Origin of the sequence: Curvivirga sp., from assembly GCF_965219885.1 — a bacterium.
Lineage (GTDB): Bacteria > Pseudomonadota > Alphaproteobacteria > UBA8366 > Aestuariispiraceae > Curvivirga.
Genome location: NZ_CBDCOT010000009.1, coordinates 2,513,436 through 2,526,046, shown reverse-complemented (window position 1 = coordinate 2,526,046; position 12,611 = coordinate 2,513,436). Strand labels below are relative to the sequence as shown.

The 12,611-nt window shown below is 42.8% G+C and carries 10 protein-coding genes and 1 pseudogene; 5 read left to right on the top strand and 6 right to left on the bottom strand.

Translation table 11 applies throughout. From position 1 onward, the window contains the following. Nucleotides 1–111: 111 nt before the first annotated feature. Nucleotides 112–1,116 carry a quinolinate synthase NadA gene (gene nadA / locus ACOQOA_RS17385; RefSeq protein ID WP_420549863.1) on the top strand — a complete coding sequence of 335 codons (1,005 nt, stop codon included), beginning with the start codon at nucleotides 112–114 and terminating at the stop codon, nucleotides 1,114–1,116. 9 nt (nucleotides 1,117–1,125) lie between these two features. Further along, nucleotides 1,126–1,977 (top strand): carboxylating nicotinate-nucleotide diphosphorylase, encoded by an 852-nt coding sequence (nadC, locus tag ACOQOA_RS17380; protein ID WP_420549862.1) that lies wholly within the window; start codon nucleotides 1,126–1,128, stop codon nucleotides 1,975–1,977. 56 nt (nucleotides 1,978–2,033) lie between these two features. Here nadC and ACOQOA_RS17375 read toward each other — a convergent pair whose 3' ends face one another. The 3 genes and pseudogenes from ACOQOA_RS17375 to ACOQOA_RS17365 form a co-directional block, all read right to left on the bottom strand. Beyond that, nucleotides 2,034–3,431 carry an NAD(P)(+) transhydrogenase (Re/Si-specific) subunit beta gene (locus tag ACOQOA_RS17375; RefSeq protein WP_420549861.1) on the bottom strand — a complete coding sequence of 466 codons (1,398 nt, stop codon included), beginning with the start codon at nucleotides 3,429–3,431 and terminating at the stop codon, nucleotides 2,034–2,036. A 21-nt stretch (nucleotides 3,432–3,452) separates the two neighbouring features. Then, complete coding sequence (locus ACOQOA_RS17370) at nucleotides 3,453–3,872, bottom strand: NAD(P) transhydrogenase subunit alpha (RefSeq protein WP_420549860.1); 420 nt, start codon at nucleotides 3,870–3,872, stop codon at nucleotides 3,453–3,455. A 103-nt stretch (nucleotides 3,873–3,975) separates the two neighbouring features. Then, nucleotides 3,976–5,202: pseudogene (locus tag ACOQOA_RS17365) on the bottom strand (Re/Si-specific NAD(P)(+) transhydrogenase subunit alpha); the annotation flags it as partial. A 232-nt stretch (nucleotides 5,203–5,434) separates the two neighbouring features. Here ACOQOA_RS17365 and ACOQOA_RS17360 point away from each other — a divergent pair. Continuing rightward, on the top strand, nucleotides 5,435–6,028 hold the full coding sequence (locus tag ACOQOA_RS17360; protein WP_420549859.1) for an NAD(P)H-dependent oxidoreductase: 594 nt from the start codon (nucleotides 5,435–5,437) through the stop codon (nucleotides 6,026–6,028). A 38-nt stretch (nucleotides 6,029–6,066) separates the two neighbouring features. Here the strand turns inward: ACOQOA_RS17360 and ACOQOA_RS17355 are convergent, their stop codons facing one another. Next, a complete protein-coding gene (locus ACOQOA_RS17355; RefSeq protein ID WP_420549858.1) occupies nucleotides 6,067–7,842 on the bottom strand; it encodes a M3 family oligoendopeptidase in 1,776 nt (591 codons plus the stop codon). A gap of 212 nt (nucleotides 7,843–8,054) precedes the next feature. Here ACOQOA_RS17355 and ACOQOA_RS17350 point away from each other — a divergent pair, with 212 nt between their 5' ends. Both ACOQOA_RS17350 and ACOQOA_RS17345 read left to right on the top strand, forming a co-directional pair. Then, nucleotides 8,055–9,848 carry an AMP-dependent synthetase/ligase gene (locus ACOQOA_RS17350; RefSeq protein ID WP_420549857.1) on the top strand — a complete coding sequence of 598 codons (1,794 nt, stop codon included), beginning with the start codon at nucleotides 8,055–8,057 and terminating at the stop codon, nucleotides 9,846–9,848. A gap of 37 nt (nucleotides 9,849–9,885) precedes the next feature. After that, the gene (locus ACOQOA_RS17345; RefSeq protein ID WP_420549856.1) at nucleotides 9,886–10,308 is read left to right on the top strand and encodes an OsmC family protein; all 423 of its coding nucleotides are present in this window, start codon (nucleotides 9,886–9,888) and stop codon (nucleotides 10,306–10,308) included. A 48-nt stretch (nucleotides 10,309–10,356) separates the two neighbouring features. On the opposite strand, the gene ACOQOA_RS17340 is transcribed toward ACOQOA_RS17345, so the two are convergent. Both ACOQOA_RS17340 and ACOQOA_RS17335 read right to left on the bottom strand, forming a co-directional pair. Then, nucleotides 10,357–11,394, bottom strand: a complete 1,038-nt coding sequence (locus ACOQOA_RS17340; protein WP_420549855.1) for a hypothetical protein — start codon at nucleotides 11,392–11,394, stop codon at nucleotides 10,357–10,359. A 132-nt stretch (nucleotides 11,395–11,526) separates the two neighbouring features. After that, nucleotides 11,527–12,513: an SDR family NAD(P)-dependent oxidoreductase gene (locus tag ACOQOA_RS17335; RefSeq protein ID WP_420549854.1), complete on the bottom strand. Its 987-nt coding sequence runs from the start codon at nucleotides 12,511–12,513 to the stop codon at nucleotides 11,527–11,529. Between the last annotated feature and the right edge of the window lie 98 nt (nucleotides 12,514–12,611).

Below are 12,611 nucleotides of genomic sequence, written 5' to 3'. Positions count from 1 at the left end.
TACTCAAAAGTAGTTTAAGTAAATTTTCAACAGCGTCATATTTTTTTGACAAACTAATACTCTTACTGAGTATAAAATATACTCAAATTGAGCAAATAAAGGGATAAAACCATGCTTGATCAGGTAGGCACCCCAGAACTGGATCTGGAACTCAACAATATTCGTGAACGTGTTAAATCTGTTATTAATGATGATGAATGGGATTTTTATAAATCAGACATCGAAGATGTTCTTCGTCTTAAAAAAGAGAAGAATGCAATTATCCTTGGTCATAACTATATGACCCCGGATATCTTTCATTGTGTTTCCGATATTACAGGTGACTCTCTCGCGCTAGCAAAACGTGCCATGGATGTGGATGCAGATATCATTGTTGTCGCGGGGGTTCATTTCATGGCAGAAACAGCCAAATTGATGAACCCGCAAAAAACGGTTCTTATTTCTGACCCGACCGCAGGATGTAGCTTGGCAGAGTCCATCACTGCCGACGATATCCGGAAAATGCGTGCGCTTCATCCCGGCGTTCCTGTAGTTACCTATGTAAACACAACTGTCGAAGTCAAAGCAGAATCCGATATTTGTTGCACCTCCGCCAATGCGAAACAAATCGTTGAATCTCTTGGCGTTGATAAAGTCATGCTCTTCCCGGATGAGTTTTTAGCGCAAAATGTTGCGGAACAAACAAATGTGGAAATCATCACTTTCCCAGGCCGTTGTGAAGTACATGAACGTTTTACCGGACAACAAATCAAGTCATTAAAAAAGGCGCATCCTGAAGCAACCGTTCTTGCCCATCCTGAATGCCCACCAGAAGTTTTGCATGAATCTGATTATGCGGGTTCCACAGCAGATATGAGCCGCTTCGTGGAAGAACAAAAACCAAAGGAAGTGGCCCTTATCACCGAATGTTCCATGAGTGCAAATTTGGTGGCGGAACATCCTGAAACCAATTTCATCCGTAGCTGTAACTTATGCCCACATATGCAAAAGATCACTATGGAAAACATTGCGACTGCGTTACGTGATATGACCACAGAAATCACTATAGATCCTGCACTTGCCGCGAAAGCACGCCAAGCAGTTGAACGTATGATTGCGGTCCCATTGAATAAGTAAGATGTAGCCATGACAGATTTAATTCCCCTTCCCCAACATATAATCGACGATGCGATAAAGGCAGCGATTGCTGAAGATTTCGGGCGGGCTGGTGATATCACAAGTGATAGTATTATCCCTGCAGATATGAGAACCAAGGTGGCACTGAGAGCGCGTATAGATGGTTGCATTGCAGGAACCGATTTTGCCGTGGCTGCTTTCTCCTTCTTGGACCATGATGCCAAAATCACTGTTCATCTACCGGACGGTAGCGAGGTCAAAGCTGGTGATACGATCCTGACAATCGAAGGGAATGCACGAGCAATTTTAGGGGCTGAGCGAGTTGCCCTCAATTTCATGGGGCGAATGTCCGGCATTGCCTCCGTCACCAGAGAAATCGTCAATAGTGTCAAAGACACCAAGGCACGGATCACCTGCACCCGTAAAACCACCCCGGGATTGCGTGCGATTGAGAAATACGCCGTTCGTGCAGGTGGCGGCTTTAATCATCGGTTCGGACTAGATGACGCTATCTTGATTAAAGACAATCATATCGCCGTTATAGGTGGCGTTAAACAAGCCATCAATCGTGCAAAATCACATACAGGCCATATGGTTAAAATTGAGGTAGAAGTAGATACCCTTGAACAATTGGCAGAAGCACTTGAAGCAGGTGCAGATGTCATCTTGCTAGATAACATGACGCCGGAAATGCTGACCAAGGCCGTGAAGATGATTGATGGCAAAGCTGTTGCCGAAGCTTCTGGTGGCGTTACAGCAGAAACTGCCCCATCAATTGCCGCATCAGGTGTTGATGTGATCTCCATCGGCTGGCTGACCCATTCTGCCCCCAATATGGATTTAGGATTAGATACCCTCTAAACTAAAAAAGGCAGCAAGTTGGTTTGCTGCCTTTTCTTTTCTAACTTTTGTAAACCCTATTCCATAGATTTTACGATATCTTCCACTACATGTTTGGCATCGCCAAATAACATCATTGTATTATCACGGAAGAATAGTTCATTCTGTACCCCCGCATAACCAGATGCCATGGATCGTTTAATAAACAATACCTGTCCCGCTTTTTCTACATCAAGAATAGGCATACCAAAGATTGGACTGGCTGGGTCTGTTTTTGCGGCTGGATTGGTGACATCATTCGCCCCAATCACAAAAGCAATATCGGTTTGAGCGAAATCACGGTTGATTTCTTCCAATTCCAAGACATCATCATAAGGCACATTGGCTTCCGCCAATAACACATTCATATGACCTGGCATACGACCCGCAACAGGATGAATGGCGTAACGAACCTTCACGCCCGCTTCTTTCAATAAATCACCCATTTCACGTAATGCATGTTGAGCTTGGGCCACAGCCATACCATAGCCCGGCACGATGATCACAGAAGAGGCATTTTCCATCAAGAAGGCAGCATCATCTGCACTACCTGCCTTCACAGGACGGTCATCTTCACCACCTGCACCTGCCGCTGGACCAGCGCCTGCATCCGCACCAAAGCCACCTAAAATGACATTGATAATAGAACGGTTCATACCCTTACACATAATATAACTGAGGATCGCACCGGATGCACCAACCAGCGCACCAGTGATGATCAAAGCTGTATTGGCTAATGTGAAACCGATACCGCAAGCCGCCCAACCTGAATAGGAATTCAACATGGACACGACTACAGGCATATCAGCCCCACCGATTGGAATGATCAGCAAGAAACCAATCGCCAAAGATAAAAGAACAATCGCCCAGAACAAGGTCGCTGACTGATCCACACACATCCAGATCACCAACAGAACCAAAAGCCCGCCAAGGGCCGCATTTAACATATGTTGTCCGGCAAATGTTACAGGTGCGGATCGGAAGATACCTTGTAACTTACCAAAGGCCACAATCGACCCCGTAAAGGTAATCGCACCAATTGCCGTACCTAAACTCATCTCAACCAAGCTGGCAGCACCAATATTGCCGGCCTCACCAATGCCATACGCTTCAGGTGCATAGAATGCAGCACCTGCCACAAAGACAGCGGCTAAACCAACTAAACTATGAAAAGCAGCAACCAATTGCGGCAAAGCCGTCATTTGAATTTTTAAAGCAATCCCTGTACCGATGGCACCACCAATCAGGATACCTGCAATGATGAGCTCATAAGACAATACATTCGGCATGGCCAAGGTGGTTACAATCGCAATCACCATACCCGCAATACCAAACATATTCCCCCGACGCGCCGTGTCAGGTGACGAAAGCCCACGTAAGGACATAATGAAACAAACTGCCGCGATCAAATAGGCAAAAGCTGATAAATTTTCCATGATCTTATCTCCCTTCCCTATTTATGCTTTTTTCTGTTTCTTCTTGAACATGGACAACATCCTGTTCGTCACGACAAAGCCACCAAAGATATTGATGCTGGCAAGCACCACCGCAATAAAGCCAAATATCTTGGACAGGTTCATATCACTAGGTCCCGCCGCGATAAGCGCCCCGACAATGATCACAGAAGAAATCGCATTCGTGACCCCCATCAACGGCGAATGCAAAGCCGGTGTTACAGACCAAACCACGTAATAGCCAACGAAGCAGGCCAATACGAATGCAGTGAACAAAAAGACAAATGGTGTTGTACCTGTGGCTTCTGCAACTGATGCCACAGCGGGTGCAGCTTCAACCGCACTTGATCCAATAGTGTCAGCAAGTTGTTGAGCTTGCGCTGCTAACTCATTTGCCTGATCGATAATTTGTTGCTTATCCATCGTCTTAACCCTCCTTGCTTTCTACTTTTTTAACCGATGCCTTTTTCGTAGACGCCTTCTTCACAGCAGATTTCTTAGCGCTACTCTTTTTCGCACTCGCCTTTTTAGACGCAGCTTTCTTGGTCGCAGTTTTCTTTACAGCCTTTTTCGTCGTCGCTTTTTTCGCTGATACCTTCTTAGGCAATGCCGCAGCTATACGACTTTCAAGAATTTCACCACCGCTGCAAACCAATGTGCCTTTGATAATCTCATCTTCACGATCTACCGTGAATTTTCCTTCTTCAGCGCTCAACATCGGTGTTAAGAAATTCAATAAGTTTTTAGCATAAAGAAGACTGGTACTTTCCGCGACACGCGATGGCATATTGGCATGTCCGACAATAGAAACACCATGCGCCTCAACGACCTTTCCAAGCTCGCTCAGCGGACAGTTACCACCTGCCTCCACGGCAAGGTCGACGATGACCGATCCAGCCTTCATAGATTTGACCATATCTTCATTAACCAAAACTGGTGCTGGGCGACCCGGGATAAGTGCAGTCGTAATCACGATATCCTGTTTAGCAATTGTTTCTGCCACAAGTGCAGCTTGCTTTGCCTTATATTCATCAGACATTTCTTTGGCATAACCACCATCTGTCTGGGCCTGTAGGAATTCATCATCTTTTACTGCAACAAATTCAGCACCAAGGCTATGAACTTGTTCTTCGGTCGCTGGACGCACATCAGTGGCACTCACCACCGCGCCTAATCGACGTGCTGTCGCGATAGCTTGAAGCCCAGCTACGCCTACGCCCATTACAAAAACTTTTGCCGGCGGCACGGTACCCGCCGCAGTCATCATCATCGGCATCGCACGACCATAATGTTCCTGCGCATCCAGAACGGCCTTATATCCTGCAATATTGGCTTGGGAAGATAAAACATCCATACTTTGGGCGCGGCTAATCCGTGGAACCAGTTCCATGGCAAAGGCCTGAACACCTTGTTTACTTAGAGCTTGGATTAAATCTGACCGAGTTAACGCGTTTAGAACACAGATAAGGCTTTGCCCTTTGCTTAGTAACTTTAATTCATCTGTGCCTTCGTCCGCCATCATTGGAGCCTGGACTTTTAAAACGATATCTGCCCCTTTGGTTGTGCTTGACGCATCTTTGGCAATGTTTGCACCTGCATCTTTAAACACTTGGTCAGATATTTTTGCGCCTTCACCAGCGCCAGTTTCTATGATTACATTTGCCCCCATCTGCACAAGTTTTTTGACAGATTCAGGCGAAGCCGCGACACGCTTTTCATGAGCGCGCCGTTCTTTCAACACGGCGATTTTCATCTTACTTCCCTTACTCAACTACTATTTCTTAAGTTATTCTTATCATTCAAAACACATCGTAGCCTAACAATGTATATCGTGTCTTTCTAATTTTTCATTTGAACGAATTTTTTTAAGTCTTCTCATAATATGTAAAAGAAAAATCACCCCAAATATAATCAAAGAATCATGACATATACGTGACTGACATACATCTGCTCACATGATTGTATAACAGATAGAAAGAAAAACGATGAAATGCCTGTTGGTTACGATCCATCCTCTAACGAATAGTCTATGCAAACATTTATCATCCCATGTTGCAGATACACTTCAAAGCCAAGGGCATGAAGTAACCATCGAAGATTTGTATGAGCAAAATTTCCAACCCGCCCTTACCGCAGATGAAAGGCGATCTTTTTATGATGATCCTTATGACTCTTCTTCGGTATTAGATGAAGTCGAAAGATTACTTGAAACCGAGCTTCTAGTTCTCGTTTTTCCAACATGGTGGTTTTCATTTCCTGCCATGTTGAAAGGTTGGTTTGATCGTGTTTGGGGGCCAGGCATTGCCTATGATCATGCAAATGACTTAGGCCCTATCAGCCCAAAACTTAAAAACTTAAAAGAAGTCGTCGTTGTTACGACTTTAGGTTCCCCATGGTGGGTAGACCGTCTGATTATGCGCCAACCTGTTAAAAAAGTAATTAAATATGGCCTACTAGGTGCCTGCACAAAAAACTGTCGATTACAATTTCTGTCATTATATGAGAGTGAAAACCTGGATGAAGGAAAATTAAAAGCCTTCAAAACCAAAATTAATAAAGCTTTTCAGAACTTAAAGTAAAAGAGCAGCTAATTTAGCCGCTCCCCATTAAATTTTTACTAGTCCATAGCTTCTAGCTGATCAATAAAGTTACTCAGCATGGAAAGACCTTTTTTCCAGAATTCCGGATCAGAGGCATCCAGACCAAATGGTGCCAAGAGTTCTTTGTGACGCAAACTTCCACCTGCACGCAACATGTCCAGATATTTATCGGCAAAGCCGCTCTCTGCTTGCTCATAAAGTGCATATAGACTGTTTACTAGGCAATCCCCAAATGCATAGGCATAAACATAAAATGGCGAATGGATGAAATGTGGAATATAAGCCCAATAATTTCTATAGGCTTCACCAAAGATAAAGGCGTCTCCTAAGCTTTCTTCCGATACAGCCATCCAGATATCACAGATTTCTTCGGCGGAGAGTTCGCCATTCTTCCGAGCATCATGAACACGTTGTTCAAAATCAAAGAAAGCAATTTGGCGTACCACTGTGTTCAGCATGTCTTCTACTTTAGACGCTAGCATGGCTTTTTTCAGCTTTGGATCATCTTCATTGGCAAGCATGGATTGAAAAGTTAACATTTCCCCAAACACAGATGCTGTTTCCGCCAATGTTAAAGGCGTGTCCGCCATTAGATGTCCCTGTCCACCAGCTAACACTTGGTGTACACCATGACCAAGTTCATGAGCCAAGGTCATAACATCGCGTGTTTTACCTTGATAATTAACCAAAAGATATGGATGCGCGGACGGCACCGTTGGATGGGCAAATGCGCCGGGCGCCTTACCAGCACGTACTTCTGCATCAATCCAGTTTTTATCGAAGAAGACCTGACCAATATCCGCAAGATCATCTGAAAAACGACCATAGGCTTGAAGGACTGTATCACGCGCCTCTATCCAAGGAATTTCACGGTCATCCTCTTCCGGCAATGGTGCCATACGGTCCCAGAAGTTTAGTTTATCAACACCTAACCATTTGGCTTTTAACTTATAATAGCGATGAGAAAGAGATGGATAAGATTCTTTCACAGCTGCCACCAATGCATCTACGACTTCGTCTTCTACATAGTTGGACAAATTGCGACTGGATACAGGGCGTTCAAATCCGCGCCATTCATCTTCCATTGCTTTGTCTTTTGCCAAAGTGTTCGTGATATGGCTAAACAGACTGATATTATTGCCAAATACAGTACCTAAAGACTCTGCGGCTTCTTTGCGAACTTCTTCGCGCGGGTCACTCATCTTATGTAGGATTTCCGCATTGGTGACTTCTTCACCTTGAAAGGGAAATTTCAAACTCGCCAATGTTTCATCAAAAAGGCGTACCCAAGCGGAACGGCCCGTTAAGGATTTTTCATGCAAAATACGTTCTTGATCTTCTGGTAATTGATGTTCCCGAAAAGCACGTACATCACGAAGCCATGGTTGATAATGGGAAAGTTTTTCGCTGTCTTTAACAGACTTTTCCAAGGCCGCTTCTTCTATCAAGTTCAATTCCAGCGAAAAGAATAATACAATCGTGGAAATAGCCGTAATACGTTCCTGTGCATCTTGGAAGAAACGGGTCACATCCGCGTCTCCCATATCACCTGCATAAACCAAATATGCATAACTCATAAGGCGTGACAGTCTTTCATCCAACTCTTCATAAGCCACGATGGCTGTCGCCAAAGCATCGCCATCCAGATCTGCAATTTTGCCACGATATTCTTGTGCAAAAGATTCAGCCAAAATCTGGGATTTTTCCATATCATCTTTAAAAACATTTGAATCCGGTGCCGGATATAAATCTGTTAAATCCCAGTTCGGCAAATCCATTGCAACGTCAGCCATTGACATTTTTCCTTTCAGACAGGCTTTAAATTTTTTTCTACCTTCCATATGTAGTGATTCAACAAATCAACGTCCAGTGACTTTTTCTAACTTCTTTTCCAAATGAAGGGCTGAAAATAGGGAATTATTAGGATTGATAGGCAGCTTGCGAAAACGCTATACTGCCGCAAAAGCATGATAATAAATCAAGAACCACAATAGGGATTACAAACGTGAAAGACCTCACCGCCGCCAAGCAATATGACGACGCCTTAAACTTACCTTCCTTATTCTTCGATAAAGCCGATGAAATGGCAGATACGCCTTTCCTTTGGTCAAAGAATATCGCAAAGCGTATCTGGGAAAGTATGAGTTGGCCGCAAGTTGCGCGTGATGTGCAAAACCTTGCTAAAGGTCTGGAAGCACAGGGTGTTAAAGCGGGTGATCGCGTTTTACTTTTATCAGAAAACCGTCCGGAATGGTTAATTGCCGATATCGCTATCATGTGTCTTGGGGCAATTACAGTTCCCTCTTACACAACGAATACAACGGAAAATCATTTACATGTGATTAATGACAGTGGTGCCAAAGTTGCTATCGTTTCTACTGATGCTTTATTGCAAAAATTCGTACCTGCTGCAGCTGCGTCTGAATGCAATACGATTATCAGCATTGAAAAACCAAGTAAAAAGCCTGCCCAAGGCTTACAGGTTAAAAACTGGCAAGCTGTGCTTAATGAAGGACGGAAAATAGAGTCTGATATCCGTGAGCGCGCAAAAGATCTGAAACGTTCCGACACATGCTGTATCATTTATACCTCCGGCACCGGTGGCGTGCCAGCTGGGGTAATGTTGTCGCATGGGGCGATTATTTGTAACTGTAAAGGGGCACATGATGCCTTAGCAGAACTTCCAAACTTTGGTAATGAACAAGAAGTTTTCTTAAGCTTCCTCCCCCTTAGTCATTCATATGAACATACAGCGGGTCAATTTTTCCCAATTGGGGCTGGTGCGCAGATTTACTATGCTGAAGGTATTGATAAACTGCTCAATAACCTAGCGGAAGTACAACCAACAATTATGACCGCTGTACCACGTTTATATGAGAATATCCGTGGCAAGGTTCTACGAAATGCAGAGAAAACAGGCGGCTTAAAAGAAAAGTTATTAATGAATGCTTTGGAGCTTGGCGCGCGTCACTATGAAGCTCCGAAGTCAATGAGCCTTGGCCAGAAATTATTTAATATCTTGCTGGACAAACTGGTACGCAAAAAAGTGCAAGCACGCTTCGGTGGTCGTTTAAAAGCTTTTGTATCCGGTGGTGCGCCTTTGAATTACGATGTAGGCCTTTTCTTTATCGCACTTGGTTTACGTGTCTTACAAGGATATGGACAAACTGAAACCGCACCTGTGGTTAGCGTGAACCGTCCTGTTAAAAACAAACTTCGCACAGTCGGTCCAGCCTTGGTCGATGTTGATATTAAAATCGCTGAAGATGGTGAAATCTTGATCGGTGGTGAACTTTGTATGAATGGCTACTGGAACAATCCAGAAAAAACCGCCAGCGCAATGAAAGATGGCTGGGTTCATACAGGGGATATAGGAAAACTGGATGAAGATGGCTATCTGATGATTACAGATCGTAAGAAGGATATTATTGTTAATTCAGGTGGCGATAATCTTTCCCCTCAACGTGTCGAAGGAATCATTTGTCTAGAAAATGAAATCGCACAATGTATGGTATATGGTGATCGCCGTCCGCATTTGGTAGCAGCTATCGTTCCGGACTTTGAAGCTTTATCAGAAAAAGGCATTGATACGAATGATGATGAGGCGGTCAATAATGCTATTAAAGCCGCAATCACGAGAGCAAATAATGAACTTTCCGTGATCGAAAAGGTCAGAAAATTCGTATTAATTAAAGAGGCATTTAGCGTTGAAAACGCAATGATGACACCTTCCATGAAAATCCGTCGACATGTCATTGTTGAAAATTACGGTGAAGAATTGGAAGCACTCTATTCTTAACGCACAAAGCTCTTTTGCGTAACTAAACGAGGAAAAAATGAATACACGAGTTAAATGGGTTGAAGGACAACGTTTCGTCGGCAGTGCAGATAGTGGTCATTCTATTGTAATTGATGCATCTGATGACAGCACAGTACATGGCAAAACTGCCCTAAGCCCTATGCAATTAATCTTGATGGGTGTTGGTGGCTGTTCCGGTATTGATGTATTGCACATCCTTCAACGCGGTCGTGAAAATGTTACAGATTGTGTGGTCGAAGTAGATGGCACACGTGCTGACACCGACCCCAAAGTGTTTACCGACATACATATGACTTACATTGTCACTGGTAAAAATCTGGACCCTGCAAAAGTGGATCGTGCGGTAAAACTTTCTGGTGAGAAATATTGCTCTGCCAGTGTGATGCTTGGACAAGTAGCCAATATCACCAAAGAAATTAAAATTATCGAAGCAGAATAAATAAAAAAGGCCGGAAATAATTTCCGGCCTTTTATTAATCTCTAAAAATCAACACGACGCCTTGTAAGTAATATATTGTAAGTCAAATCTCTCGATAATTTCATCTACAGTTGATTTTGAATTTTTACCCCACATCTTCGTGAATGCATACGTCTTACCTTCACAATGGAACAATTCACCCTCATCGATAAAAAACCTTCGTACTTCGGAATTAGTACTATCCTTAGCACGAAGATTTTCATTTATTAAAAAGTTAGCTGAATCATGTTCTCCATCAAGGATAATCCAGCTTCTCCTATTGTCTATGACTTGTTTAGGTTTAGCTCCATTCCGAATTGCTTCCTTTACGACTTCATATACAAATTGACGTTTAGGAAGATTTGAAAACTGATTTTCTCCCACCCTAAGATCATAACGTGTCAAATCGCGATTTTGCTCACGAACTTGCCGCTCTTCTCTTTTCTTCTCTAAATTTCGGAATTGAAAATCGCTTGCCTCCGGTAATGGTAGGCGTTGCTCAATATTTATTAGTAAATCGCCTTGATGCAGGTATGGTTTCAGTGCAATGCAACGAATATCAATATCATGCTGACTTAACCAAATTGCAGAAGTAAATACTTCTTGAGAAAAATCACTTGATACTAGGACGATTGAAACTTCGTCTCCAAACGTTTCCTTTGGTTCCTGCCAATCTAGAAAGTTGAGAATTCTCTCCTCCGCATCTTCATTTATATTTAACTTATTTAAGAGTTCATTATGCGCATGCACTGCCGCCTTAAATGTCATAGTTGAAATCATCGCAGCATACCGGATCGCTTGCAAATCCATATGTCCTCCATCTTCGGTACGCTTGAGCTCTACCACAATCAATCGTGCATTTTTATCAATACATAATAAATCAATACTTCGATTACTTCCTTCCCAATTAGAATACTCTTCAGCAATCACCATTGCTTCAGGTATCAACGGAGTAATATCTTTAAGAAACATTTTCTGTAAATCAGCTCGTTCCATAATACCTTCGGCCTTGAAAGTTGTATTCACAACTTCCTTTAGCTCTCCATCATGAATATTATATAAGGCCATACTTCCCCCTTTTTAATCATCCATAAGCACCTAAAACGCGATATAAAATAATATCATTAATTGCATTATCAATAAAAAAGGCCGGAAACAACTTCCGGCCTTTTCTTTAACTCATATGGTATCAAGTTTTGTTTATTCGATACCGTAAAATTCTTTATACCAATTTACGAAATTCGGGATACCAACAGAAATTGGTGTGGTTGGTTCATATCCAAAATCATTGCGCATCGGATCAATATCTGCAAATGATTCAGTCACATCGCCCGGTTGCATAGGTTGGAAATCACAATTTGCTTTTCGACCTGTAGATTCTTCTAATATACCGATCATGTCCATTAGCTGTTCCGGTTTATTGTTACCAATATTATAAACACGTGCCGGTGCTTGCTCCCCGTTATCTTCGGGTGGATTATCCAAACAATTTATAACACCAGTTACAATATCATCCACATAGGTAAAATCACGTTTCATTTCACCGTTATTGAATACTGGGATAGACTCTCCATTGAACATTTTCTTGGTAAATATCCAAGCAGCCATATCTGGACGTCCCCACGGGCCGTATACGGTAAAGAAACGCAAGCCCGTCATCGGAATTCTGAATAAATGCGCATATGTATGGCTCATTAATTCGTCGGATTTTTTTGTTGCTGCATATAAGGAAATAGGAGTTTCAGTTAAATCATCTGTAGAAGATGGCTTTTTCTTGTTACCGCCATACACGCTTGAAGAGGACGCATATACCATATGCTTAATACCGCCTTCTTTATGACGGGCCAATTCCATCACATTCAAATGGCCAAGAATATTGGTTTGAATATAAGCATGCGGGTTTTCCAAAGAATATCGAACGCCTGCTTGCGCTGCCAAATGTATAATACGATCAATATCCGGGCGTGCTTCAATAACCTTCTTCAAACCTTCCTGATCAGATAAATCCACTTTAAAGAATTCAAAATTCTCATTTTCCTGGAGACGGTCACGGCGTGCATATTTAAGATTTACATCATAATAATCATTCAGATTATCAATGCCTACAACCTTTTCACCGCGAGCCATAAGTCGCATACTTGTGTGCATACCAATGAAGCCTGCAGCGCCTGTTACCAATACAGTCATGTCTAAATTCCTGATTTAAAATCGTGGATTTGAAGGGTCACGAAAAAGATATTTCCAATTACGCAAGGGTATAGCGTATAATTTCCTGTAAGATCAAG

Coding starts and splice junctions, on each gene's coding strand:
- nadA (WP_420549863.1), top strand. CDS start 112: ATGCTTGATCAGGTAGGCACCCCAGAACTGGATCTGGAACTCAACAAT.
- nadC (WP_420549862.1), top strand. CDS start 1,126: ATGACAGATTTAATTCCCCTTCCCCAACATATAATCGACGATGCGATA.
- ACOQOA_RS17375 (WP_420549861.1), bottom strand. CDS start 3,431: ATGGAAAATTTATCAGCTTTTGCCTATTTGATCGCGGCAGTTTGTTTC.
- ACOQOA_RS17370 (WP_420549860.1), bottom strand. CDS start 3,872: ATGGATAAGCAACAAATTATCGATCAGGCAAATGAGTTAGCAGCGCAA.
- ACOQOA_RS17360 (WP_420549859.1), top strand. CDS start 5,435: ATGAAATGCCTGTTGGTTACGATCCATCCTCTAACGAATAGTCTATGC.
- ACOQOA_RS17355 (WP_420549858.1), bottom strand. CDS start 7,842: ATGGCTGACGTTGCAATGGATTTGCCGAACTGGGATTTAACAGATTTA.
- ACOQOA_RS17345 (WP_420549856.1), top strand. CDS start 9,886: ATGAATACACGAGTTAAATGGGTTGAAGGACAACGTTTCGTCGGCAGT.
- ACOQOA_RS17340 (WP_420549855.1), bottom strand. CDS start 11,394: ATGGCCTTATATAATATTCATGATGGAGAGCTAAAGGAAGTTGTGAAT.
- ACOQOA_RS17335 (WP_420549854.1), bottom strand. CDS start 12,513: ATGACTGTATTGGTAACAGGCGCTGCAGGCTTCATTGGTATGCACACA.